This is a genomic window from Streptomyces sp. TM32, assembly GCF_004122755.1.
Taxonomy (GTDB): domain Bacteria; phylum Actinomycetota; class Actinomycetes; order Streptomycetales; family Streptomycetaceae; genus Streptomyces; species Streptomyces sioyaensis.
The window spans coordinates 1-23,713 of the sequence record NZ_SDIG01000027.1; the positions used below are offsets into that span (position 1 = coordinate 1).

20 protein-coding genes and 1 pseudogene are annotated in these 23,713 nt (G+C 72.3%); 13 read left to right on the forward strand and 8 right to left on the reverse strand.

The annotated features are described in order from the left end of the window. From EST92_RS09355 to EST92_RS09365, 3 genes and pseudogenes are all read right to left on the reverse strand, one after another. A pseudogene (locus tag EST92_RS09355) lies at positions 1–626 on the reverse strand (ABC transporter permease); the annotation flags it as partial. A gap of 132 nt (positions 627–758) precedes the next feature. Then, complete coding sequence (locus tag EST92_RS09360) at positions 759–2,558, reverse strand: ABC transporter substrate-binding protein (RefSeq protein WP_129280477.1); 1,800 nt, start codon at positions 2,556–2,558, stop codon at positions 759–761. Positions 2,559–2,662: 104 nt separating this feature from the next. Further along, the gene (locus EST92_RS09365) at positions 2,663–3,697 is read right to left on the reverse strand and encodes an ABC transporter permease (RefSeq protein WP_129280478.1); all 1,035 of its coding nucleotides are present in this window, start codon (positions 3,695–3,697) and stop codon (positions 2,663–2,665) included. 486 nt (positions 3,698–4,183) lie between these two features. Here EST92_RS09365 and EST92_RS09370 point away from each other — a divergent pair, with 486 nt between their 5' ends. Continuing rightward, on the forward strand, positions 4,184–5,290 hold the full coding sequence (locus EST92_RS09370) for a hypothetical protein (protein ID WP_254068689.1): 1,107 nt from the start codon (positions 4,184–4,186) through the stop codon (positions 5,288–5,290). Between the two features lie 54 nt (positions 5,291–5,344). Here EST92_RS09370 and EST92_RS09375 read toward each other — a convergent pair whose 3' ends face one another. Continuing rightward, positions 5,345–7,534 (reverse strand): prolyl oligopeptidase family serine peptidase, encoded by a 2,190-nt coding sequence (locus EST92_RS09375; protein ID WP_129280479.1) that lies wholly within the window; start codon positions 7,532–7,534, stop codon positions 5,345–5,347. A gap of 224 nt (positions 7,535–7,758) precedes the next feature. Between EST92_RS09375 and EST92_RS09380 the strand changes: the two genes are divergently transcribed. The 9 genes from EST92_RS09380 (at position 7,759) to EST92_RS09425 (ending at position 17,011) form a co-directional block, all read left to right on the forward strand. Then, positions 7,759–7,953, forward strand: a complete 195-nt coding sequence (locus EST92_RS09380) for a hypothetical protein (protein ID WP_129248201.1) — start codon at positions 7,759–7,761, stop codon at positions 7,951–7,953. A 110-nt stretch (positions 7,954–8,063) separates the two neighbouring features. Beyond that, entirely contained in the window at positions 8,064–9,059 is a 996-nt protein-coding gene (gene mshB / locus EST92_RS09385; RefSeq protein ID WP_254068698.1) for an N-acetyl-1-D-myo-inositol-2-amino-2-deoxy-alpha-D-glucopyranoside deacetylase, read from the forward strand. Beyond that, positions 9,056–9,634, forward strand: a complete 579-nt coding sequence (locus tag EST92_RS09390) for a DUF6113 family protein (RefSeq protein ID WP_129280480.1) — start codon at positions 9,056–9,058, stop codon at positions 9,632–9,634. Before mshB ends, EST92_RS09390 begins: the two co-directional genes overlap by 4 nt. Before the next feature lie 216 nt (positions 9,635–9,850). Next, positions 9,851–11,992, forward strand: coding sequence for a hypothetical protein (locus tag EST92_RS09400; protein WP_174243967.1), 2,142 nt, complete (start codon positions 9,851–9,853; stop codon positions 11,990–11,992). A 161-nt stretch (positions 11,993–12,153) separates the two neighbouring features. Beyond that, positions 12,154–13,125: an ABC transporter ATP-binding protein gene (locus tag EST92_RS09405; protein WP_129280481.1), complete on the forward strand. Its 972-nt coding sequence runs from the start codon at positions 12,154–12,156 to the stop codon at positions 13,123–13,125. Beyond that, positions 13,122–13,859, forward strand: a complete 738-nt coding sequence (locus EST92_RS09410; RefSeq protein WP_129280482.1) for an ABC transporter permease — start codon at positions 13,122–13,124, stop codon at positions 13,857–13,859. Before EST92_RS09405 ends, EST92_RS09410 begins: the two co-directional genes overlap by 4 nt. An 11-nt stretch (positions 13,860–13,870) precedes the next feature. After that, entirely contained in the window at positions 13,871–15,187 is a 1,317-nt protein-coding gene (locus tag EST92_RS09415) for a sensor histidine kinase (protein WP_254068700.1), read from the forward strand. Between the two features lie 10 nt (positions 15,188–15,197). Beyond that, entirely contained in the window at positions 15,198–15,803 is a 606-nt protein-coding gene (locus EST92_RS09420; RefSeq protein WP_161981722.1) for a response regulator transcription factor, read from the forward strand. Between the two features lie 77 nt (positions 15,804–15,880). Beyond that, the gene (locus EST92_RS09425) at positions 15,881–17,011 is read left to right on the forward strand and encodes a PP2C family protein-serine/threonine phosphatase (RefSeq protein WP_254068702.1); all 1,131 of its coding nucleotides are present in this window, start codon (positions 15,881–15,883) and stop codon (positions 17,009–17,011) included. Here EST92_RS09425 and EST92_RS09430 read toward each other — a convergent pair. Together EST92_RS09430 and EST92_RS09435 are read right to left on the reverse strand one after the other, a co-directional pair. Next, on the reverse strand, positions 16,978–17,901 hold the full coding sequence (locus EST92_RS09430; RefSeq protein ID WP_129280483.1) for a transglutaminase-like domain-containing protein: 924 nt from the start codon (positions 17,899–17,901) through the stop codon (positions 16,978–16,980). The two genes, EST92_RS09425 and EST92_RS09430, sit on opposite strands and share 34 nt — an antisense overlap. Positions 17,902–17,914: 13 nt before the next feature. Then, on the reverse strand, positions 17,915–18,943 hold the full coding sequence (locus EST92_RS09435; RefSeq protein ID WP_129280484.1) for a GNAT family N-acetyltransferase: 1,029 nt from the start codon (positions 18,941–18,943) through the stop codon (positions 17,915–17,917). Between the two features lie 140 nt (positions 18,944–19,083). Here EST92_RS09435 and fdxA point away from each other — a divergent pair, with 140 nt between their 5' ends. Then, complete coding sequence (gene fdxA, locus EST92_RS09440) at positions 19,084–19,404, forward strand: ferredoxin (protein ID WP_006603298.1); 321 nt, start codon at positions 19,084–19,086, stop codon at positions 19,402–19,404. A gap of 147 nt (positions 19,405–19,551) precedes the next feature. Beyond that, positions 19,552–20,733: a succinyldiaminopimelate transaminase gene (gene dapC / locus EST92_RS09445; protein ID WP_129280485.1), complete on the forward strand. Its 1,182-nt coding sequence runs from the start codon at positions 19,552–19,554 to the stop codon at positions 20,731–20,733. A gap of 82 nt (positions 20,734–20,815) precedes the next feature. Here dapC and EST92_RS09450 read toward each other — a convergent pair whose 3' ends face one another. Further along, positions 20,816–21,259, reverse strand: coding sequence for an ATP-binding protein (locus tag EST92_RS09450; protein ID WP_129280486.1), 444 nt, complete (start codon positions 21,257–21,259; stop codon positions 20,816–20,818). A gap of 302 nt (positions 21,260–21,561) precedes the next feature. Beyond that, the gene (locus tag EST92_RS09455; protein ID WP_129280487.1) at positions 21,562–22,479 is read right to left on the reverse strand and encodes a heavy metal transporter; all 918 of its coding nucleotides are present in this window, start codon (positions 22,477–22,479) and stop codon (positions 21,562–21,564) included. A 40-nt stretch (positions 22,480–22,519) separates the two neighbouring features. Between EST92_RS09455 and dapE the strand changes: the two genes are divergently transcribed. Further along, positions 22,520–23,611 (forward strand): succinyl-diaminopimelate desuccinylase, encoded by a 1,092-nt coding sequence (gene dapE, locus EST92_RS09460; RefSeq protein ID WP_129248212.1) that lies wholly within the window; start codon positions 22,520–22,522, stop codon positions 23,609–23,611. Positions 23,612–23,713 lie beyond the last annotated feature (102 nt).

The following is a 23,713-nucleotide window of genomic DNA, read 5'->3' on the forward strand; positions in this document are numbered from 1 at the left end:
GACATACGGGTGTACTGCGCGGTGAAGATCGTCGACATCACGAGCCAGGGGAGCAGCAGCCCCATGAACCAGCCGGCGGGGTCCGAGGTGAAGTCCACGTACTTGGGGGACTCCATGATGCCGCTGTAGACGAAGAGGCCGAGCGCGATCGGACCGAGGATGTAGATCTGCGCCGAACTCAGCACCATCGAGATCGAGGTGAGCGCCTTGTCCAGGAACGACCCGCGCTTGTAGGCGGCGATCAGTCCGGTGCCCAGGCCCACGGTCAGGAACACCAGGGCGCCGCCGATGGCCAGCGAGGCGGTGGTCGGCAGCCGGTCCATCATCGTCGACCAGACGTCCTGCTTGGTCGCGAAGGAGTAGCCGAAGCACGGGGCGCTGCAGTGCCCGATGGAGTAGTCGCGGCCGGCGAAGATGCCGACGATGAAGTCCCAGAACTGGGTCGTCAGGGGCTTGTCGAGGCCGAGGTTCTGGTGGATCAGCGCGATGTTGTCCGCGGTGCAGTTCTTGCCGCAGGACATCGCGGCCGGGTCACCGGCACCGAAGAAGACGAAGAAGGTGAAGGCACTGAGCAGAACAAGGATGACAACAGCGCCGAACGTCCGGCGAAGTAGGAATTGAAGCATGGCAGTTCGCTGCTCTCAGGACGGCGGCGGCAGTGGGTGTGAGGGGTGGGCTGGGAAGGCCCCGGAGGGCGCGCGTTCCGCCGTGTGCGCGCTCTCCGGAGTGCCTTCGTCAGACGAGGTGGTGCGCTCTCGTCACTTCTTCAGGAACAGCGTGTTCGGGTCGACGTAGCTGACGTCCAGGTTGTAGCGCGTGCCGCCGACGTTCGAGCCGTAGAGCTGGAGCACCTTGGTGTAGAAGACCGGCGCGGCCGGGTTGACCTTCTCCACGATGTACTGGTGCAGCTTCTGCCACTCGGCGGTGGCCTTGGCGACGTCCGTGATCTTCGTGATGCGGGCGATCTCGGAGTTCACGTGCTTGTCGTTGATGTGCGAGTAGTTCGACGAGCCGTCCTGGATGGTGGTGCCGTCGTAGGACGGCGGGATGACGGTCGAGGCGTCCGGCCAGTCCTGGCCCCAGCCGGTCATGTAGATGTCGAAGCCGTTCTTGACCTTGCCCATCTGCTCGTACCAGGAGGCGGCGTCGACCTCCTTCTTCTGCACGTTGAAGCCGGCCTTGGTCAGCGCGTCCTCGATGACGACGGCTTCCTTCTGGCGCGCCTCGGTGTTGGAGTAGGCGTAGACGAGCTTCATGCCCGTCTTGCCGGCCTCCTTGAGGAGCTTCTTGGCCTTCTCCGGCTCACCGTTGGGGTGCGAGAGCTTGCCGTAGGGGTCGTAGCCCTTCTTGTAGCCCGCGACGGTCGGGGCGAGCAGACCGCCGGCGTTCTCACCGCCGTAGCTGCCGCCGTTGACCCGGACGATCTGCTGGTTCGGCAGGGCGTAGGTGATCGCGTCGCGGATCTTCTTGTCCTTGAGGCGGTCCATGTTGAAGTTCATCTGCCAGACGTAGGGCTGGTAGCCCTGGACCAGGCGCTTGCTGGCGCTGGGGTTGTCCAGCACGTTCTTGGTCAGCGTCGGGTCGACCGAGTTGGTGAAGCTGATCGCGTTCTTGGCCTCACCCTGGTCGGCCATCAGGCGCTTGGTGGAGTCCGAGGCCTGGTGGTTGAAGGTGATGTTGTACCCGTCGGGGTACTGGTGGCGCATCGCGTCCGTCTTCGGGTCCCAGTTCTTGTTCCGGACCAGCTGCATGGACTTGCCGGACTTGAACGAGGCGATCTTGTACGGGCCGGAGCACACCGGGGCGACGTCGTAGGCGTCCTTGGTGTCCTTCGCGCTGTCCGGCACCGCGCTGTAGCCGGGCATCGTCAGCGCGTACGGCAGCTGCGAGTTCGGCTCCTTGAAGTGGAAGATGATGGTCTTCGCGTCCGGGGTGTCCAGCACGTTCTTGGGCAGGTGATCGCCCTTGTACGGACCGTCCGGCAGCGCCTTGCGGTACGCGGTGCCGGCGCCGGACAGCCAGGTCTGGATGTAGGTCGGACCGTCGGTGATGAACTTGGAGTACAGCCGCTCGATACTGTGGCGGATGTCCTTCGAGGTGATCGGCGTGCCGTCCTCGAACTTGATGCCGTCCTTGAGCGTGTACTTCCAGGTCTTGCCGCCGTCGGACATCTGGCCGGCGTCGGTGGCGAGGTCGCCCACGACCTTGGCGTTGCCCTTGTCGTCCTGCTTGAAGCTGGTCAGGCCGCGGAAGATCAGCTGCGACAGCGCCTTCATGTCGCTGACGTACATCTGGCCCGGGTCCAGGTGGTTGTAGCTGTCACGCTGGTAGACCCGGATCGTGCCGCCGGCGTGGGCGCCCTTGACGGCGACCGCCGGGCCGGTGGAGTCGGCGGCGGTACCCATCGGGATCGCCTTCGCCTGGGCCGCGGCGTCCTTGTCGGTCTGCGACTTGTCCTGGTTGGAGCCGCTGCCGCCGCTGCAACCGGTGAGCGCGAGCGAGCCGGCCGCGAGGGCCACTATCGCCGCGCGTGCTCTGCGCGTAGAAAGTGCGTTCATGGGATTCCAAGCACCTGCCTGTCAGTTGGTGACGAGATGTGCTGTCTGACGCATCCCGGGCAGGCCCGGCAGGGGTGACAGCAAGCCCCCCTTCAAGTGGACGATCAGCGCCCGGACTTGGGATCGAAGGCGTCGCGTACCGAGTCTCCGAGGAGGTTGAAGCAGAGCACGAAGATCAGCATGGCTACGGCGGGGAAGAGCAAGAAGGTGGGGTCGTTCTCGTAGTACCGGGCGCCCGCCTGGAACAGCCGGCCCCAGTCGGGGGTCGGCTCCACGATGCCGACACCCAGGAAGGACAGGCCCGCCTCGGAGGTCACGAAGAGGGGCAGCATGTAGGTGCCCTGCACCAGGACCGGGGTGACGACGTTCGGCAGCAGCTCCTTGCGGATGATCCGCCAGGGCGAGGCGCCGGTGATCTTGGCCGCCTCGACGAACTCCCGCTCGCGCAGGGACAGCACCTGACCGCGCAGCAGTCGCGCCAGACCCATCCAGCCGAGGAACCACTGCACGATGACCAGGGCGCAGACCCGCACGTACGTGGGCGTCTCATCGCCCGGCGGCACGAAGAGGGCCACCACGACCGGCATGAACGCCACGAACGTCAGCTGGCTGGGGAACGCCAGCAGGAAGTCGATCACCCGGCTGAGGAAGTAGTCGGTCCGGCCGCCGACGTATCCGGCCGTGACGCCGATGAGGATGCCGGTGACCACGGTCAGCAGGGTCACCGCGACGGAGATGCCCAGCGACATCCGCATCCCGTAGATCAACTGCATGAACACATCGCGGCCCAGGGACGGTTCGACGCCGAACCAGTGCTCGGGGGAGATGCCGCCGTTGGCGCCCGCGGGGTAGCCGAACTCGTCGAGGAGGTTGGGGTCGTTGTTCCCGTACAGCGTGTACGGGTCCTTGCCGTACAGCGAACCGATCACCGGGGCCAGCGCCGCAATGACGAAGAAGGCCAGCACGACGATCGCGCAGATGACGCCCGTGCGGTCGCGCTTGAAGCGCATCCACATCAATTGGCCGGGGGATCGGCCGACGAGCTCACCGCCCTTGCTCTTCTTTTCCTTCTTCAGACCTTGGGGCTCAAGTCCTGGGGTGTCGGACTGTGCAGCCGCGGTCTGGGATGGACTAGTCATCGCGAAGTGCCCCCGCGCCGAGTTCTCTTGGAACGTGAAGCGGCACCGATTCGCACCGCTGGATGAGCGGACTTTCGCAAGTTATTTACGGCGGAGTCAAGGGGATCGCGTGCGCTCATGCGCAGGTCGTCTGCTTCTTGAGCGAAGATTGCGCATATCGACGCCCGGGCGTGCTTGACAGGTGGGCGGGATATGCGGCATGAGCGGACATATCGGTACGAATTGCTTTAACATGCTGGCAACTTCCCCGTCGCAACTCCGATATACGGACGCGCCACGATGAACAACGTACGGCCGTGCGGGTGCCGTAGACCGGCCGGGACGCCAGGTGAGCGCCCCGGCCGGTCGTCGTGTGCGGGTTTCGTCCGTTGCTCCATTCGGGTCAGTTGTCCCGGCGCCGAGACTGCAGTAGACCTGCGGTAGGTGCCGCCGGAACGGGGGCGCCGGGAACGAACCGAGGACAACGACGTGGACAGGGGGCAGGCCGTGTCCACAGTGCGGGACAGCGTTCTCACCCGCGGTGCGCGCGGGGCCGGCGCCGTGATCTGCCTGCTGCTCGCGCTGCTCGCCGCGGGCTGGATCATCCGGGACCTGGTCGTCGCCGGGCACCCCGCGGATGTGTGGTGGGCCTGGCTCGGCGAGACCCGCAGGCCACGGGAGTTCACCGCCTGGGCCACCTCGGCGCTCGACCCGCTGCTGCTGCTCGGTGCGCTCGCCGCCGCGGTGGCCCAGGTGCGCACCGCCGTCGCCTCGTCCGTCGCCGTGGGCGCCCTGCTGTCCCTGGCTGCCGCCGTCGCGCTGCTGCGGATCCCGCTGGTGTGGGTGCTGGGCGCGGACTGGCTCCAAGGGCTGGACGGCGGGCTCACCGCGTGGGCACGGATCACCGTCCTCGCCCAACTCGCCCTGGCGGCGGCACTGTTCGTGGTGGTCGCGACGGGTCGGCGGCGGCCGCCCGGCAGGCCGGGCCGGCACACGGCGGGGGCGCCGGCGCCGGTGTACGGCGTGGTCCGAGCGGTGCCGTCCGTAGGGGGGCCCGGGCGCCCCGGCAGCCCGTACCGGGGGCCGGCCGTCACTGCCGGCGTCCTCCTGGGAGCCGCCGGCCTCACCCTCGCCGGCTGGGAGATCCACTGGCGGCAGCAGCTCGGCTGGTACCTCTACCGCAAGGGGCTGCTGGGCGACGCCTCCGTCTTCCGGGCCCTGTTGCAGCCCCCGGTGCACTGGCAGGGGGCGGCGCTGGCCGTCCTGGCCCTGGGGGCCGCGGCCGCCGCACTGCGCCGTGCGGCCGCCGGCCGGCCCGCCGCGCTGACGGCCGCGGCGCTGCTGCTGACGCACGCGGCCGTGGCGCTCGTCCATACCGCCCGGGCCGGGGAGTTCGGCCGCCTGGCCGCGCTGCCCGCGCACACCCAACTGGAGGCGGGAACCGCCGTGTTCGTGGCGGCCGCCGCCCTCGTCGTCCTGCTCGCGGCGGCCCGGCCCGGCCTGCCGGACACCTCCCGGGACCTCGACGCCGTGCGGGCCTACGGCATGGCCCCGGACGAGGAGCGGCCGCCGCACGCCCCGCCCCCGCCGTCCACGCTGCCGCCCGGCTGGTAGCGCGCGCTCCGCCGTCCCGCCGTGTCCCCGGGGGCACGGCGGGGGCGTGGCGTGTCAGGCGGACATCCCCAACGACCGCTTGAGGAAGTCGACTTGGAGCAGCAGCAGGTTTTCGGCCACCTGCTCCTGCGAGGCCATATGGGTCACCCCGGTCAGCGGCAGCATCTCGTGCGGCCGGCCTGCGGCCAGCAGCGCCGCGGACAGCCGCAGCGCATGCGCCACGACGACGTTGTCGTCCGCGAGGCCGTGCACCAGCAGCAGGGGACGGTGCGGCTCCACCGCTCCGGACAGCCCCTCGTCCGTGACCAGCGAGTTCGCGGCGTAGACCGCCGGTTCCTCGTCCGGGTGGCCCAGATACCGCTCCTGGTAGTGGGTGTCGTACAGCCGCAGGTCGGACACCGGCGCACCCACCACCGCCGCATGGAAGACATCGGGGCGGCGCAGCGCCGCCAGCCCCGCGAGGTAGCCGCCGAAGGACCAGCCGCGGATCGCCACCCGCGACAGGTCGAGGGGAAAGGATCCGGCCAGCGCGTGCAGGGCGTGGATCTGGTCGTCCAGCGCGACGCCGGCGACGTCGCGGAACATCGCCTTCTCCCACGCGGGGGAGCGGCCCGGGGTGCCCCGGCCGTCCGCGACGATCACCGCGAAACCCTGGTCGGCGAACCACTGCGAGGTCAGATGGGCATGGTGCGAGGCGACCACCCGCTGGCCGTGCGGACCGCCGTACGGATCCATCAGCACCGGCAGCGGACCGTCGTCGTCCTTGTATCCGGCGGGCAGCAGCACCGCGCACGGAATCTCCCGCTCCCCGGCCCGGACCAGGCGGGGGCGGGCGGTCAGCACCGGCTCCTCGGCGCACGAGCCGATCGTGGCGAGGGTCTTCTCCCCGCCGTCCGGATCCAGCCGCACCACCTCGGCCCGGGTACCGGGCCACTCCAGCGACGTCTGGGACAGCACGGTCAGCGCGCCGCCGCGCACCGCGGAGGACACCGTCGGATACGGCCGCTCGCCCACCCGCTCCCAGCCGCCCTGGTCACCGCTGCCGCGGAACCAGGCGCGATAGACCCCGATGTCGTGCATGTCGGCGCCGCTCGCGGAGAAGAGGACGTCGTCCTCGCCGATGTCCAGGACGGCCCGGACGTGCAGCGGCGCCCCGGTCAGCGGGCGGGCGCCGACGAACAGCTTGCGTGCGCCGCCCTCGTCGGCGATCCGCACCAGCCGGCCGTCCGGGGTCCAGGCCGGCACCCCGGGGAACGGCTCGACCCATGCCGCGTCCTCGTCGTCGTGCACCGTGCGGGTCGCGCCGGTCGTGGTGTCGACGGTCAGATAGCGCTGGTCGCGCTGGTCGCGGGCCTGGACGAGCAGCAGCGGCGGCCCGGCCGCGGACCAGTGGACGCGCGCGAGGTAGGGGTAGCGCTCGGTGTCCCAGACGACGTCCGTGCGCGAGCCGTCCAGCCCGAAGAGTGCGAGGGTGACCTCGGCGTTGCGGGTGCCCGCCGCCGGGTACGCGATCCGGACGGGCTCCTGGTCCGGATGGGCGGGGTCGGAGATCCACCAGCGCTGCACCGGCGCCTCGTCGACCCGCGCGGCCAGCACCGCGTCGCTGTCCGGGGACCACCAGAAGCCCCGGTAGCGGCCCATCTCCTCGGCCGCGATGAACTCCGCGAGCCCCCAGGTCACCTCGGGCCCGTCGGGCTCCGCCAGCACCCGGTCGGCCTGCCCGGCGGCCGCGGGATCCGCGTCGCCCGCGTCCGAGGTCGTGGTGGAGTCCACCGCGACCACCCGCAGCCGGCCGTCCGCCACGAAGGCCACCTGACGGCCGTCCGGCGACGGGCGGGGGTCCACCACCGGTCCCTGGACCGGGAGTTCACGGGTGGTGCCGGCCCGCAGCTCGGAGACGAACAGCCGGCCGGAAAGGGGGAAAGCGGCCAATTCCACCGCGGAGTCCGTGGCGTAGCCCACGATGCCCGCCGAGCTCTCCCGGCTGCGCTCACGGCGGGCCCGCTCCTGCGGCGGAAGCTGCTCTTCCGCGCCGGCCAGGAGGGCCTCGGGGTCGGCGGCCGTGAACTCCCGCCCCTGCTCCAGGTCGAGGACCCACAAATGCTGTCGTCGATCGGTGCCCGAAGGGGAGCGGAGGAAGACGACGCGGGCACCGTCGGGGGAGAGCGCATAGCTGCGCGGTGCACCCAGAGTGAAGCGCTGCGTACGGGCGTATTGCCGCGGGAACGAAGGCTGTCCGGTCATGGTGTCGAGCCTACGGGCTCACCGCGGTCGCGTTCGTGAAGATCATGTGCGCCCCCGCTCTGCTTCCGTGCTCCGATTTATGCGCTAGCACGGAAAGTTATGATCCCTTGCGCGTAGTGGGTTCGGGGTAAAGAGCCTTTGGCATACCCCGGTGTGCGTGCCGCGCAGGCGGCTCGGGCACCATCAACCCTGTCCGGACCACGAGTACTTGGAGGTGAGCCGCCGTGGCACTCTCGATTTCGGCGGTGGTGCTGCTGGCGATCATCGTCTTCTTGCTTGTCAAGAAGTCCGGGCTGAAGGCCGCGCATGCGTTCGTCTGCATGCTGCTGGGCTTCTATCTCGCCGGCTCGTCCATCGCCCCGACGATCAAGCAGCTGACGACGAACGTCGCCGGCATGCTCGGCAACATCAAGTTCTGACGCGTTCCGGGCCCGGCCCGTCCGTCCCGTGCCCGCCCTCGGGCGGGGCGCACGGGCGGCGGCCGGGCTCGGCTGCGGGCTGCGGGCCGGGCGGCTCGTAGGCTGTCGGCATGACCGACCGGCCCGCCTCCTTCACGCCAGCGTCCGCGCCTTCCGGTACGGAGCCCGCCCCGCGCCCCGTCCCGGCGCGCCGGCTGCTGCTGGTGCACGCACACCCCGACGACGAGTCGATCAACAATGGCGTGACCATGGCCAGGTACGCGGCCGAGGGCGCCCAGGTCACCCTGGTGACCTGTACCCGCGGCGAGGAGGGCGAGGTCATCCCGCCCGAACTCGCCCACCTCGCGCCGGACCGCGACGACACCCTCGGCCCGTACCGCGGCCGCGAGCTGGCCGCCGCGATGGGAGCCCTGGGCGTCACGGACCACCGCTTCCTCGGCGGGCCTGGCCGCTACCGCGACTCCGGCATGATGGGCGCCCCGCAGAACGAGCGGCCCGACTGTTTCTGGCAGGCCCCGCTCGACGAGGCGGCCGCCGAGCTGGTCGCCGTGATCCGCGAGGTCCGGCCGCAGGTCATGATCACGTACGACCCGCAGGGGGGATACGGCCACCCCGACCACATCCAGGCGCACCGGGTGGCGATGCGCGGCGCCGAGCTCGCCGCGGCCGCGGACTTCCGGCCCGAGCTGGGCGGCTCCCACACGATCGGGAAGATCTACTGGAACTGCAACCCCCGCTCCGCGGTCGAGGAGGGCTTCGCGCGGCTGCGCGCGGCCGGCCACACCTTCCCCGGCATCGCCTCCCCCGACGACGTGCCCGGAGTGGTGCCGGATGCCGAGGTCACGGCGTCCGTCTCCGGCGGTCGCGCCGCCGCGGAGGCGAAATCCGCGGCGATGCGCGCGCACTACACCCAGATCGCGGTCGACGGACCGTTCTTCGCGCTCTCCAACGACCTGGGCCAGCCGCTGTTCGCCACCGAGCACTATCGGCTGGTGCACGGCGTGCCGGGCGCGGCGGACGGCGTACGCGAGGACGACCTCTTCGCCGGCGTCGGTGACACGGTGGGGACGCAGGAGAGCACCCGGATCGAGGAGGCGGCGGAATGAGCACACCCAAGGGCGGCGGAGCCGCCGGCAAGAGGAACGGCGGAGCCGCCGGCAAGGGGAAGGGCGGAGCCGCCGGCAAGAGCAACGGCGGGGCCGCCGGCAAGGAGAGCGGCGCGGCGGGCGCCGGCAAGGGGCAGCGGTCCAGGGCGGGCTCGGGCGCGTCCGCGGCCGGGCCGCCGGTGGCGGACGCCGGCGTCCCCCCGCTCACCGGGGGCCGGGCCGGCACCTATGTGCTGCTGCTGGTCACCGGCGTACTGGTCGCGTTCGCCGGGACGCTGGTGCAAGCGGCGTGGTTCCCCGGCGGGTTGCTGCTGGCGCTCGCCGGTGTCGGCGGCCTCTTCTACGGGGGCGGCCGCGCGACCGGCACTCCCGCGGGCGTGCTGGTACCCGGCGCGGCCTGGCTGGTGACCGTGTTCCTCCTGCTCGGCGATGTCCGGCCGGAAGGGGACTTCCTCTTCGGCGCCGGGCTCGGCTCGTACATCTTCCTGCTGGGCGGCATCCTGGTCGCTGTGATCTGCGCCACCGCCGCCCAGATGCGTGTGGCGGGTGTCCGGCACGGCCGAGTTGGCGGATGACGTGGTGCATACCGGGGCGGATGCCGCGCGGGTCGGGGTGAACGGACCGGGTACCGGGGGTTCGCCCATGGCGGCGGTGTTCGTACGCTCCCCGGGTGCCCGCCCGCGGCGGACAGTATGGTGGTGCGCGCCGTCGCGCCGCCCTGGGGGCGCCTCCCGGCCTGTGGGCCGGGAAACATCTCTGACGAGCGGCGGAGCCAACCGGGAGAACCTGCTTTGAGTCGTGAATCTGACAGTTCGTCCTCCGGCCCCCAGGGCCGTGGCGGAGCCGCGTACCCGTCAGGGACGCCGCCGTACGGCTCGCCCAGGGGAGATGCCGACGAGGCGCCGGCGCCCGGTGCCGCGGCGCGGCCGGAGGAGCCCAAGACCGAGACCACGCTGACGACGCGGATCAAGATCAACATTCCGGGGTCGCGCCCCATCCCGCCGGTCGTCGTGCGCAAGCCCGTCGGTGAGGAGTCCGGCATGAACGGATCGGCTGGATCCGGCGGTTCCGCCGGCTCCCGGGGAACGCCGCGCCCAGGCGGCGAGCGGAACGCGGAGCGCACGGCGAACACGCCGCGGCCCGAGGCTCCGGCGGAGGAGGCCCCCGCGGCCGGCCGGCCCGAGAAGACCAGCGACTGGTTCGCGCCGCGCAAGCCGCAGGCCGGCTCCGGCGGTCAGTCCTCGACCACCGGTTCGCACCCGGCGCCGCCCGCCCCGGGCGGTGCGACCCCGCCGCGCGGCACCTCGGGCGCCACGCCGCAGCAGCGCCCCGACCTGCCGTACTTCTCCGACAGCCCGGCCCCGCAGGACCGCCCGGGCCCGCGGGAGGGCGCGTCGCCGTTCGACAGCGGTGCCCGTACGGACGGCGGTTCGCCGTTCGACGGCGGTGCGGCCGGCGGCCCGTCGCCCTTCGACGGTGCGGCCGGCGGCCCGTCGCCGTTCGACGCCGCCGCGGGTCCCGCCCGCGACCGCAGCCCGTTCGACACCCCGGGGGCCGGCCCCAGCGGACCGACGACCGGGCCGGCGCGCGGCAGTTCCGCGCTCAACCTCCCGCCCGGCTTCAGCGACTCCGGCACCGGCGGCACGCCCCGGATCGACGACACCGCCGAGCTCACCCCGCAGCCGCCGGCGCCGCTCGCCGGGCCGGGCAGCGGCCTCGGTGCCGGCGGCGGGATCGCGGGCGGACTGCCCGGCGGCCCCCAGGGCGGCGCGCCCGGCGGCCCGAAGGGCGGGCGGGGGAAGAGCGGCCCGGCCGGCGGCCACGACCGGGTGTCCGGGGACACGCTGGTCAGCGGCATCCCGAAGACCCCCGGCGCGGACGGCCCGTCGTCCCCGTCGCCGTTCCCGGCCGGCCCGGCCGGTGAGGGCGACAGCGCGGCGCCCAAGCCGCGGCCCAAGATCCCCGAGCCGATCAACCCGCCCAAGAACGGCCGCAACAAGCTCGTTCTCCTGGGGGTGGCCGTCGTGGTCCTGGCCGGCGTCGCCTACGGCGCGGGGCTGCTGCTCGACCATGCCGACGTGCCCAACGGCACCACCGCGCTCGGGGTGGACATCGGCGGCTCCAGCAAGGAAGACGCCGTGAAGAAGCTGGAGGCGGAGCTCAAGGACGTCCGCAGCCAGCCCCTCAAACTCACCGTCGACGGCAAGTCCGAGACCCTCCAGCCCGCCAAGGCCGGCCTGGACATCGACCCGCAGGCCACGGTCCGCAGGGCGGCCGGCCGGGACTACAACCCCGTCTCCGTCATCGGCTCGCTGTTCGGCGTGAGCCGCACGGCCGAGCCGGCGGTGCTCGTCGACGACGAGAAGCTCCAGATCGCGCTGGAGAACGCCGCCGGCCCCGGAGGAGCCACCGCGGACGGCGGGATCACCTTCGAGAACGGCAAGGCGGTGCCGCACTACGGACGGCCGCACAAGGCCATCGATGTGAAGGCGTCCAAGAAGAAGGTCGCCGACGCCTACCGCTGGCGCGCCACGACCGGCAGCGACGCCCCGGTGGTGCTGGCCGCCACCACCCAGCAGCCGCAGGTGAGCAAGGCCGCGGTGGACAAGGCGCTGAAGCAGTTCGCCGAGCCCGCGATGTCCGGCCTGGTGACGGTCCGTACGGACGCGGCGCACACGGTCTCCTTCAGCCCGCAGAAGTCCATCCCGAAGTTCCTGTCGTTCAAGATCGTCAACGGCGCGCTGGTGCCGTACTACGACCGTCCGGCGCTCAAGGCGCTCTACGGCGACACCTTCAACGGCGTGCTGGTGACCAAGGGCGACGGCTCCAAGCACCCGGTCAGCGTCGAGGAAGTGGCGAGCGCGGTCGGCCGGGCGCTGCTCGGCACCACCCCGTCCGAGAGGGTCCAGACCATCGCCACCAACGGCAACTGACCGCCGCGCGGCGCCGGATCCGCAGGCAGGAGGCCCCCAGGGCGCGTTCCCGGTTCACACCGGGGACGTCCCCTAGGGGGCCTTCCCCATGACAGATGTCATCGCACACTGCGGACACCCGACACTGCCGCTCGCCGGGCGCCTCCCGGATGCTGAGGGGTATGACGACCACATCGACCACCACAGCCGATACCGCGCAGGGGGCGGACCGGGCTCCCGTGGTCAGCTTCCGGCAGGTCAGCAAGAGTTACGGCGCGGTGCGCGCGGTGGCCGACCTCGATCTGGAGCTGTACCCGGGTGAGACCGTCGCCCTGCTGGGCCCCAACGGCGCGGGCAAGTCCTCCACCCTGGACCTGCTCCTCGGGCTGCGCACCGCCGACGCCGGCCGCGTGACGCTGTTCGGCACGACGCCGCAGCGCGCCATCGAGCAGGGCAAGGTCGGCGCGATGCTGCAGAGCGGCGGCCTGATGGAGGGCGTCAAGGTCAGGGAACTGGTCAAGCTCGCCCGCGATCTGCACCCGCGCGGCCGTCCGCTCGACGAGGTCCTGGCCGCGGCGGGCCTCACCGACATCGCCGACCGCATGGTCGACAAGCTCTCCGGCGGCCAGGAGCAGCGGGTCCGCTTCGCGCTGGCCACCGCCGGCGCGGGCGAGTTGATCGTGCTGGACGAGCCGACCACCGGTATGGACGTCTCCGCCCGGCAGACCTTCTGGGGTGCGATGCGCCGGCAGGCCGAGCAGGGCCGTACGGTCCTCTTCGCGACCCACTACCTCGAAGAGGCCGACGCGATAGCCGACCGGGTCATCGTGCTGCACCGCGGCCGGGTGCTCGCCGACGGCACCGCCGCCGAGATCAAGGCCCGGGCCGGCGCCCGCCGGATCGCCTTCGACCTCGAAGAGCCGATCGACCGCGAGGCGCTGCTGGGCCTGCCGTCCCTGACCTCCCTGGAGGTCTCGGGCCGTACGGTCCGCATCCAGTCCCAGGACGCCGACGCCACCGTCCACGCCCTCTACGCCCTCGGCTGCTACCCGCACCACCTCGAAGTCTCCGGCCTCGGCCTGGAGCAGGCCTTCATCGCCCTCACCACGGCGTCCGACGCGCACACCACCACCGCCGAGGAGGCGGCCCGATGACCACTCTGATCAAGCTGGAGATCGTCCGCGCCCTGCGGAACAAGAAGTTCATGTTCTTCTCGGTGATCTATCCGCCGGCGCTGTATCTGATCATCGCGGGCGGCGCGGACAGCAAGCCGATCCCCGGGATGCAGCTGAACATGGGGCTCTACTTCATGGTGTCCATGGCAGCATTCGGTGCCATGACCGCCGTCCTGCTGGGCAACAGCGAGCGCATCGCCAAGGAGCGCGAGAACGGCTGGGTGCGCCAGCTGCGGCTGACCGCGCTGCCCGGACGCGGCTATGTCGCCGCGAAGATGGCTGCCGCCGCGACCGTCAGCCTGCCGTCGATCCTGCTGGTCCTGCTGGTCGGCGCGGTGGTCAAGGGCGTACGGCTGGAGGCCTGGCAGTGGCTCGCCATCGCGGTGGGCACCTGGCTCGGCAGCTTCGTCTTCGCCGCCCTGGGCGTGGCCATCGGGTATCTGGCCACCGGTGACGCGGTGCGCCCGCTCTCCATGCTGTGCTACTTCGGCCTGGCGTTCCTCGGTGGCCTGTGGATGCCGCTGACGTTCCTGCCGCAGTGGGCGCAGAATGTCGCCGAGTGGCTGCCGACGCATGCGTACGCGGCGCTCGGTACCGCCGTCGAGGCAGGCGGCGCACCGCACGGGAAGGACATCGCCATCCTGGCCGGCTACCTGCTGGTCTTCGCCGGCGGCGCGGCCTGGCTGTACCGCAAGGACACCAGAAAGGCGTGAGAGGCGGGGAGATGAGGAGCGAGCCCGGGGTCGGTAACCCCATGATGATGGGGCAGGCGGCCCGCACCCGCCGCCAGGCGCTCGGCAAGACGGCCTGGATCTCGGTCTGGCTGCTGTATCTCGCCGGCCCGGTGAGCCAGATGCTGCAGCCCCGCACGCCCGCCGCCGAGCGGATATGGGGCGTCCTGGGGCTGACGCTCTTCGTCCTCGCCTACGTCCTGCTGATCTTCCGTCATCTGTGGCGCAGGACCAGCGTCCTGCCGATGTACGGCCTGCTGGCCCTGATGCTGACGCTGTCCGTCACCCTGTCCTGGACGCTGGACGCCTCCTGGCTGGTGCTGTTCGTCTTCACCAGCGTCGGCTCGGCGGTGGTGCTGCCCTGGCAGCAGTCCCGGTGGTCCATTCCGCTGATCACCGCGGCACTGCTCGCCATCGGGGCGAGCTATCCGCAGATCCACGGCTACTACGTCTTCGCCTACGGCCTGCCCGCGCTGGGCAGCGGCTTCATGATGGTCGGGGTGCAGTACCTGATCCATACGACCATGGAGCTGCGCGCCGCCCGCCAGGAGGTCGCCCGCCTGGCCGCCAACGACGAGCGGCTGCGGCTCGCCCGCGATCTGCACGACCTGCTCGGCCACTCCCTCTCGCTGATCACGCTCAAGAGCGAGCTGGCCGGCCGGATGCTGCCCGACCGGCCCGAGGACGCTGCCCAGCAGGTCGCCGACATCGAGCGGGTGAGCAGACAGGCGATGGTCGACGTGCGGGAGGCGGTCTCCGGCTACCGAAGACCGCGGCTCGCCGTCGAACTGGCCGGTGCCCGGGCCGCCCTGCGCACCGCGGGGATCGCGGTCACCGTCGACCCGGCGCTGGAGGGCGACTACCGCGGGCTCGCCGCCGATGAGGAGGGCGCGCTGGCCTGGGCGTTGCGCGAGGCCGTCACCAACGTCCTCCGGCACAGCGGGGCGCACCGCTGCGAGCTGCTGCTCTCCGAGGAGTGGGAGGCCGATGAGCGCCGCTTTCTGTGTCTGACGGTGCTCGACGACGGCGCGGGCCCGCCCCGCGCCCAGCACGACGGCAACGGTCTCAGCGGTCTGCGCGAACGCCTCGGGGCGGCCGGCGGCCGGCTGGAGACCGGCCCCGCCCCCCGCGGGCGGGGCCTCGCCCTGCGCGCCTATGTCCCGCTGGGCGCCGCCGCGGGGGGCCCCGTCCCCGCCCCGGGCAGCTCTCCCGAGCCCGTCACCGGCCCGGACCGGGACGGGCCGGTGGAGCACGGCCTCCCGTCCCCCGGTGCGTATCCGGCGCCGCGGCACCCCACCCGTACGGCTTAGGCTGGCCCGCATGATCAGAGTGCTGCTGGCGGAGGACCAGTCGATGGTCCGCGAGGCGCTGGCCGCGCTGTTGTCGCTGGAGGCCGATCTCGACGTGGTCGCCCAGGCGGCCCGCGGGGACGAGGTGGTCCCGGCCGCGCGCGACCACGCCGTGGACGTCGCGCTCCTGGACATCGAGATGCCCGGCCTCAGCGGACTGGACGCCGCCGCCGCGCTGCGCGAGGCGCTGCCCGGCGTCAAGATCGTCATCCTGACCACCTTCGGCCGCCCCGGCTATCTGCGCCGGGCCATGGAGGCCGGCGCCGACGCCTTCCTCGTCAAGGACGCCCCGGCGGCCCGGCTCGCCGACGCGGTGCGGCGCGTCCTGCGCGGTGAGCGGGTCATCGACCCGGTGCTGGCGGCGGCCGCGCTCGCCGACGGCGCCAGTCCGCTGACCGAGCGGGAGCGGGAGGTGCTGGGGGCCGCCGCCGACGGCTCCACCAACGCCGAGATCGCCGGCGCGCTCCATCTTTCCCAGGGCACGGTCCGCAACTACCTGTCCCTCGCCATCCAGAAGACCGCCGCCCGCAACCGTGCCGAGGCGGTCCGCACGGCCCGCGACAAGGGCTGGCTGTGAGCCGGGCCCCGGCCGCCGCCCGTCCCCGGCGCCATGGTCCCGGTGCGCTGCCGGGCGGCATATCGCAGGCTTGAAGTGTGAGGGCTGACGACCGGGGCACGGCCAGCGGCCGCTGGACCCCGGTGTTCCTGAGCACGGTGATCGTCGTCGTCGCCGTGCTGGACGCGACGACCGGCCCGGAGCTGCACATCTCCTCCTTCGTGGGCTTCCTCCCGCTGTATGCCGCGCTGCGCTGCTCGTTCCGCCGGACCCTGATGGTGTCCGCCGTCTTCGTCGTGTGCCTGACCTATGTCGACCTCTTCACCGTGCCCGACTGGATTCCGGCCACCCGGGCGGTGGGCATCTTCGGCTCCTTCCTGGTGGCCGCGTTCGCCCTGGTGCTGTGCCACTTCCGGCTCCAGCGCGAGGCGCTGCACGCCCGGACGTCCCTGGTGGCCGACACCGTGCAGCGGGCGGTGCTGCGCGAGCTGCCGCTGCGGGTGGGCCCGGCCGAGGCGTACGGCTTCTACGTCTCCGCTCAGGAGGGGGCCCGGGTCGGCGGTGACATCTACGAGGTCATCGACACCCCGCACGGGCTGCGGCTGGTGATCGGCGACGTACAGGGCAAGGGCATGCCGGCGATCGGCGCGGGCATCGAGGTGCTGGCGTCGTTCCGCGAGGCCGCGCAGTACCAGGCCTCGCTGGAGTCGGTGGCGGGGCGGATGGAGCAGGCGCTGGCCCGCTACAACGCGCGCTCGGCCGAGCCGGGCATCGAAGGGCGCTTCGTCACCGCGCTGCTGATGGAGGTGCGCAGCATGCCCGGCCGGACGCAGGGCCAGGTGCTGTCCTGCGGCCACATCCCCTACTACCTGGTGCGCGACGGTCAGGTCCACGAGCGCCGCGACGGCGAGGGCGCCCTGCCCCTCGGCCTGGGCGCGCTCAGTGGGGAGCCCCGGCACAGCGTGCGGATCCACCCCGCGCCCGACGACTGGATCGTGCTGTGCACGGACGGGGTGACCGAGGCGCGCTGCGCGGACGGTGAGTTCTACCCGCTGGCCGAGCGGCTGGCCGGGTGGACGCACCTGGAGCCGGCCGAACTGGCCCGTACGCTCCGCGCCGACCTGGAAGCCTTCACCGACGGCGACCTCAAGGACGACGCCACGGTACTGGTCGTCCGCCGCACCCCCGCCGCCAGTCAGTTGAGCATGGCACGCGCTGCCGCGGCCTGACGCCGGATCGCCCGCGCCCCGGCGGGTTCGACCGCCTCCACCACCCGCGCGTACTCCTCCAGCTCGGCCGCGCCCGCGAGGAACTCGCCGCGCTCGACGAGCAGTTGGGCCCGCTCCAGGCGCAGCCGCGCCGGATGGCTCGGCAGCAGCAGCGACAGCTCCAGCGCCCACAGCTGCACCGCGCTGTGCTCGGGCCGCGCCCGTGCCCAGGCCCGGATGTTGTTGAGCACCCGCAGCACGATCTCCAGGGGGTCGGCGGGCGCCGTCATCCGCCGGCTCAGCCGCTCGCCGGTCGCGCCCGCGACCAGCAGCTCGGTGTCCTCCTCGGTCAGCAGCCGGCCGCCCCCGAACGGATCGGCCAGCACATGCGCGCCCAGGGGGTCGCCGAAGCCGACGACGAAATGGCCGGGCAGCGCCACCCCGTACACGGGGGCGCCGGCCCGCCGGGCGACCTCCATCCACACCACCGACAGCAGGATCGGCAGGCCACGGCGCCGCCGCAGCACCTCGTGCAGCAGCGAGGACTCCAGCCGCCGGTAGTCGGCGGGCGAGCCGCCGAAGCCGTACCGGGTGCCGAGCAGTTCGGCGAGGTTGCGGGCCCAGGCGGCGGGACCGCTGTCGGACGCGCGGCGCGCCGCGCTGTCGGGCGGGGCGGAGGCCGGGCGGCGGTCGGGCGCGTACGGGAGCAGCCCGGCCAGCCGGTCCAGTTCGATCTGCGCCGCGTCCAGGCCCGCCTCATCGAGCGCGGGATCGGCCTCGGCGCAGATCAGCAGGCACAGCAGCGCCAGATCGGGCCGCTCGGCGCGCGCGGCCTCGGCGAACTGCTGCCGTCGCGCCGCGCGGGCGCCGTCCGCGTCGTGCTCGGGTTCCTGCCCGGGTTCCTGAGGCATGGGGGCACACCCTTCAGCGCCGGGCGTCCGGCCGGGGCCGCCGGTAGTGATAGCCGTGGTGGTCGGTGAAGCCGAGCCGGTCGTAGAACCCGAGGGCGTCGGTGTTGTCCGCCTCGACCTGGAGATACGCCGCCGAGGCGCCCTCCGCGAGGGCCCGTTCGGCGAGCGCCGCCATCACCAGGGTGGCCAGCCCCTGCCGCCGCGCGTCCGGGGCCACCTCGACCGCCGCGAACCCCGCCCAGCGCCCGTCGACCACCAGTCGCCCGATCGCCGCGGTCCGGCCGTCCGCGCCGCGCACCGTCGCGCACCACACCGAGGGTCCGCCGGTCAGCACCTTCAGGGCGTCCTCGGTGACCTCCTGGCCCGGGCCGCCCTCGCCGGTCCGGTTGTACAGGGCCAGCCAGTCCGCGTCCGGCTCCCGGGACAGGGCGACCCGGGCGGTGTCCGCCCCGGTGTCGGCGAGCGGCGCCAGCGCCGCGATCCGGACCCGGGTGTGCGCCTCGTCGGCCCAGCCGCGCTCCGCCAGCCGGGCGGTCAGCTGCGCGTCGGTCTCCGCCCGCCCGGTGGCGACCGCGATCACCGGCGGCAGCCCGCGGGCGCCGTACCACCGGCCGACGTGCTCCAGCGCCGCCTCCAGCGGGAGACCGGGGTCGCCGAGGGGCAGGACGGAATTGGCGCGGCGGGTGAAACCCCCCGAGGCACGTAGCGTCCACTCACCGAGACGCTCCGTCTCGACGGCGGGCCAGCCGCGGGCCGCGACCTCCTGGAGTTCCCGGGCGGCGGCCGCCGGGACCTTCCGGCGGGCCGGGGCGGCGGGCACCACCTTGGCCGCCACCAGCGAGGACTCGTCGACCCGGACACACTCGCCGGTGCGCCGTGTGATGCTCAGCACACCTTCGTCCCAGGATGTGAGAACGCCGACCGCGTCCGTGAACGCCTCCGGCCCCTCCCCGCCCCCGGTCAGGCGCCGGACGGATACCCTTTTGCCCACGTCAGCGCGGGTGATGCGAACCTCCCCGCGGCCACCGGCCAGGAATTCCATCGCTCAAACCGCCCCTCTTGTTCGTCTCGCGCCCGGGAACGGAGATACTAGATGGCGGGCATCGACGACGCCGCGCTCCCGCGCGCCCAGCGGCGGTACTGCCAATCGGTCCGCCGGCCCTACCGAGGAGGAACGACAGCGTGACCTACGTCATCGCGCAGCCTTGTGTCGACGTCAAGGACAAGGCGTGCATCGAGGAGTGCCCGGTCGACTGCATCTACGAGGGCCAGCGGTCCTTGTACATCCACCCGGACGAATGCGTCGACTGTGGCGCCTGTGAGCCGGTCTGCCCGGTCGAGGCGATCTTCTACGAGGACGACACTCCCGAGGAGTGGAAGGACTACTACAAGGCGAATGTGGAGTTCTTCGACGAGCTCGGCTCGCCCGGTGGCGCCAGCAAGCTCGGCCTGATCGAGCGTGACCACTCCTTCATTGCGGCGCTGCCGCCGCAGAACCAGTAAGACCCCAGGGTCAAGGGGGAGCCGCCGCTCCCTCTTGCTTCCCGAAGTCTCGCGGTCGCACGGCGCCGCCCGGTCCCGTACGGCCTGTTCCGTACGGGGCCGACGCATGTGTGCCGCGGTCCTGGCACCACCGAGAAAGAGAGCACCGTGGGCGCAGCCTCCTCTTCCCAGCCCGTCTCCCCCCGCGCGTCGCTCCGCGACCGCCCGCCCGTCTCCCACCACCACCCTTCCAGGGAGTCGCTCCGCGACCGTCTTCCGGTCTTCCCCTGGGACCGGCTGGAGCCGTACAAGGCCACCGCTGCCGCGCACGCCGACGGCATCGTCGACCTGTCCGTCGGCACCCCGGTCGACCCGGTCCCCGCGGTGGTGCAGCAGGCGCTGACCGCGGCGGCCGACAGCCCGGGCTATCCGACGGTGTGGGGCACGGCAGCGCTGCGGGACGCCCTCACCGGCTGGGCCGCCGACCGCCTCGGCGCCCGGAACCTGGACCACACCCATGTGCTGCCGGTCGTCGGCTCCAAGGAGCTGGTGGCCTGGCTGCCGACCCAGCTGGGCCTGGGCCCCGGCGACAAGGTCGGCTACCCGCGCCTGGCCTACCCGACGTACGAGGTCGGCGCCCGCCTGGCCGGCGCCGAGCCGGTCGTCTACGACGACCCCACCGAGCTGGACCCCAGCGGCCTCAAGCTGCTCTGGCTGAACTCGCCGTCCAACCCCACCGGCCGGGTGCTCGGCGCCGACGAGCTGCGCCGCACCGTCGCCTGGGCGCGCGAGCACGGCGTGCTGGTCTTCAGCGACGAGTGCTACCTCGAACTGGGCTGGGAGGCCGACCCGGTCTCCGTGCTGCACCCGGACATCTGCGGCGGCTCTCCTGAGGGCCTGGTCGCCGTGCACTCGCTGTCCAAGCGCTCCAACCTTGCCGGCTACCGCTCCGCCTTCCTCGTCGGCGACCCCGCGGTCCTCGGCGACCTGCTCCAGATCCGCAAGCACGGCGGCATGATGATCGCCGCCCCGGTCCAGGCCGCCACCGTCGCCGCGCTGGGCGACACCGCCCACGTCGCCGAGCAGCGCGAGCGCTACGCCCGCCGCCGGGCCGCGCTGCGCGGGGCCTTCGAGGCCGCGGGCTTCCGCATCGAGCACAGCGAGGCCGCGCTCTACCTCTGGGCGACCCGCGACGAGCCCTGCTGGGACACCGTCGCCGCGCTCGCCGAACGCGGCATCCTCGTCGCCCCCGGCGAGTTCTACGGCTCCGCGGGGGAGCGCTTCGTACGGATCGCCTTCACCGCGACCGACGAGCGGGTGGACGCCGCGGTGCGCCGCCTGTCGAAGTGAACCGCCGCCGCGCATGACCACGCGCAGGGGCCCGGGGAGCGGACGCTCCCCGGGCCCCTGCGCGTGGCGGGCGGGCGGCCGGTCAGCGGCCGCCGAGCGGCAGCCCGCCGAGCAGGCCCTGGGCGGAACCGAGCAGGGCCTTGGCCGCGTCGCGCGGCAGCGAGTTGGTGGAGATGCCGTGCTTGGCGATCGGGCGGACCAGGGACTCGGCCTTGTCCGCGGCGCCCTGGGTGAGCGGCATGGCCTTCTTCACGGCCGGACCTGCGGTCTCGACGAGCGCGGGGGCGAGCTTCGTCGCCGCTTTGCCGCCGGCCTCGTTGACCAGGCCGACGCCGTGGTGCGCGGTGCGGTCGAGGGTGGCGCTGGTGTTCTTGGAGTCCAGGGGCGCCGTCAGTCCGCCCAGGTCGGGTGTCTTGGCGGGCAGTTCCACGGCGCTCGCGGAACCGGCCGCAGCGACCACGGGAGCGGCACCCGCTGCAACGAGCAGGGCGGCTCGGGCGATCCGACGCGTAACGGGGAGGGACATGGTGCTCCTTTTACGGAGAAGGACTCGGACTTCTGACAGATGTGCCATGTCCGCCGGGCGGACGCACTGACTACCGCTTCAGAACCCCGAAGGTTGCGGTGAACTAAGGTAAAGAGTTGGTAACGCGTCAGATAATCGGCCCTTGCTGAAGACGGGCAATATGTGCACGGCCGCGGGCGCCGCGGAAACGTCACGGCCCTTTACGTGCAAGGCAATTGAGGAAACCCGGGAAAGCCGCGTTCTCAACTGCCGCCGCGAGAAAGGGAATTGCTTCGGGTGCCCCTTACGGGGGACCCGGCAAACTATTGCGCGGTAATGATACGAACGTCGTGTGCGGCCGCCGGGGAAGCGGCCTGCTTCGGCTGCCACCCCTTCCCGGAATCGGCCGCGCGCCACGTCCGGCCGGCGTAAGAGATCTGTTCGATGCGCAGCTCGGCGGAGTGCGCCACGGCCCACGTCGCCAGCTGCCAGCCGCGCCGCGGGGCCTCGCCCGCCGCCGGACCGGCCTGCCGCACCGGTATCGTCACCCCGCGCCCCCCGCCGGCCGCGTGGCCGGCCGCCCCCGGGAGCACCTGCGGGCCGAACTCCCGCACCAGCTTCTCCCGCACCTGTGCGGCGCCGCCCGCCTGCGCGTTCACCGGCCCGCTCTCGGTGCAGGTCATCGCGTCCTGATAGCGGCCCGAGAGGGCCCCGGTCAGCCGCGCGGCATTCGCCTCGTGCTTGGCGTACGCCTGCGGAAAGCCGCTGCGCTGCACCTTCTGGGCGGCGACGGTCAGCGGCAGCCGGGAGTACCCGGGCACCTTCGCCAGATGCCGGTAGAACTCCCCGGCCGAATAGACGGGATCCATGATCTGTTGCACGGTTCCCCAGTCCTGCGAGGGCCGTTGCTGGAAGAGTCCGACCGAATCCCGGTCACCGAATTCGATGTTGCGCAGCCCCGACTCCTGCATCGCGGTCGCCAGCGCGATGGTCACCGCCCGCTCCGGCAGCCCGCGCGAGGACGCCACGGCCGAGATCGTCGCGGCGTTCGCGGCCTGCTCCGGGGACAGCTCGTACTCCTTGGAGCCGCCCTCGGCGCGCACCGTGCAGTGCGGCGCCCCCGGGCCACCGGTGACGTACTGCACGACGAGATAGCCGACCAGTCCGAGGAGTACGGCCACGGCCGCAGCGGTACGCCACAGGCGGGCACGGGAGACAGAGGATGAGGGCTGGGCGAACACCGCCCCACCGTACTGGAGTGCTCCGGATAGGGTCGGCCCCATGGAGCACTCCGGACACCACCCCGCCCTCGACCTGTCGCTCGACGCCGCCGCGCTCACCGCGCAGCTGGTGGACTTCCCCTCCGAGAGCGGAAACGAGAAGGACCTGGCCGACGCCGTCGAGCACGCCCTGCGCGCGCTGCCGCACCTGACCGTCGACCGCTACGGCAACAACATCGTGGCCCGTACCCACCTCGGCCGCGACGAGCGGGTGGTGCTCGCCGGACACCTCGACACCGTGCCGATCGCCGACAACGTCCCCTCCCGGCTCGACGAGGACGGCTTCCTGTGGGGCTGCGGCACCAGCGACATGAAGTCCGGCGTCGCCGTCCAGCTGCGGACCGCCGCCACGGTCCCCGCGCCCAACCGCGACCTGACCTTCGTCTTCTACGACAACGAAGAGGTCGCCGCGCACCTCAACGGCCTCGGCCATGTCGCCGACGCCCACCCCGACTGGCTCGCGGGTGACTTCGCCGTCCTCCTGGAGTCCTCCGACGGCGAGGTGGAGGGCGGCTGCCAGGGCACCCTGCGGGTCCTGCTGCGCACCACCGGTGAGCGGGCCCACTCCGCCCGCGGCTGGATGGGCGCCAACGCGATTCACGCCGCCGCCCCGATCCTGGCGAAGCTCGCCGCGTACGAGCCGCGCCGCCCGGTCATCGACGGCCTCGAATACCGCGAGGGCCTCAACGCCGTCCGCGTCGAGGGCGGGGTCGCCAACAACGTCATCCCGGACGCCTGCACGGTCACCGTCAACTTCCGCTACGCCCCGGACCGCACCCCCGACGAGGCGGTGGCCCATGTGCGGGAGGTCTTCGCGGACTGCCCGGTGGACGAGTTCGTCATCGACGACCACTCCCCGGGCGCGCTGCCCGGGCTGTCCCACCCGGCGGCCAAGGCGTTCATGGAGGCCGTGGGCGGCAGTGCGCGGCCCAAGTTCGGCTGGACCGACGTCTCCCGTTTCAGCGCGCTGGGCGTGCCCGCCGTGAACTACGGCCCCGGCAATCCGCTGCTCGCGCACAAGAGGGACGAGCGGGTCGCCGTCGAGCGCATCCTGCACTGCGAGGAGCGGCTGCGCGCCTGGCTGACCGCCTGACCTCGCCGGTCCGGCGGCCGACCGCTGCCCTCCGCACCGAATTCCCCTGCCCTTCACGTCGGCGGATCTAGGCTGAAACGGCACACGTACTGCCAGCGGAGG

Excerpts from the sequence above, each read along its gene's own strand:
- EST92_RS09420 (WP_161981722.1), top strand. The coding sequence starts at position 15,198 with ATGATCAGAGTGCTGCTGGCGGAGGACCAGTCGATGGTCCGCGAGGCG.
- EST92_RS09360 (WP_129280477.1), bottom strand. The coding sequence starts at position 2,558 with ATGAACGCACTTTCTACGCGCAGAGCACGCGCGGCGATAGTGGCCCTC.
- EST92_RS09450 (WP_129280486.1), bottom strand. The coding sequence starts at position 21,259 with ATGTCCCTCCCCGTTACGCGTCGGATCGCCCGAGCCGCCCTGCTCGTT.
- EST92_RS09365 (WP_129280478.1), bottom strand. The coding sequence starts at position 3,697 with ATGACTAGTCCATCCCAGACCGCGGCTGCACAGTCCGACACCCCAGGA.
- EST92_RS09435 (WP_129280484.1), bottom strand. The coding sequence starts at position 18,943 with ATGGAATTCCTGGCCGGTGGCCGCGGGGAGGTTCGCATCACCCGCGCT.
- EST92_RS09430 (WP_129280483.1), bottom strand. The coding sequence starts at position 17,901 with ATGCCTCAGGAACCCGGGCAGGAACCCGAGCACGACGCGGACGGCGCC.
- mshB (WP_254068698.1), top strand. The coding sequence starts at position 8,064 with ATGACCGACCGGCCCGCCTCCTTCACGCCAGCGTCCGCGCCTTCCGGT.
- dapE (WP_129248212.1), top strand. The coding sequence starts at position 22,520 with ATGGAGCACTCCGGACACCACCCCGCCCTCGACCTGTCGCTCGACGCC.
- EST92_RS09375 (WP_129280479.1), bottom strand. The coding sequence starts at position 7,534 with ATGACCGGACAGCCTTCGTTCCCGCGGCAATACGCCCGTACGCAGCGC.
- EST92_RS09405 (WP_129280481.1), top strand. The coding sequence starts at position 12,154 with ATGACGACCACATCGACCACCACAGCCGATACCGCGCAGGGGGCGGAC.
- EST92_RS09415 (WP_254068700.1), top strand. The coding sequence starts at position 13,871 with ATGAGGAGCGAGCCCGGGGTCGGTAACCCCATGATGATGGGGCAGGCG.
- EST92_RS09390 (WP_129280480.1), top strand. The coding sequence starts at position 9,056 with ATGAGCACACCCAAGGGCGGCGGAGCCGCCGGCAAGAGGAACGGCGGA.
- EST92_RS09410 (WP_129280482.1), top strand. The coding sequence starts at position 13,122 with ATGACCACTCTGATCAAGCTGGAGATCGTCCGCGCCCTGCGGAACAAG.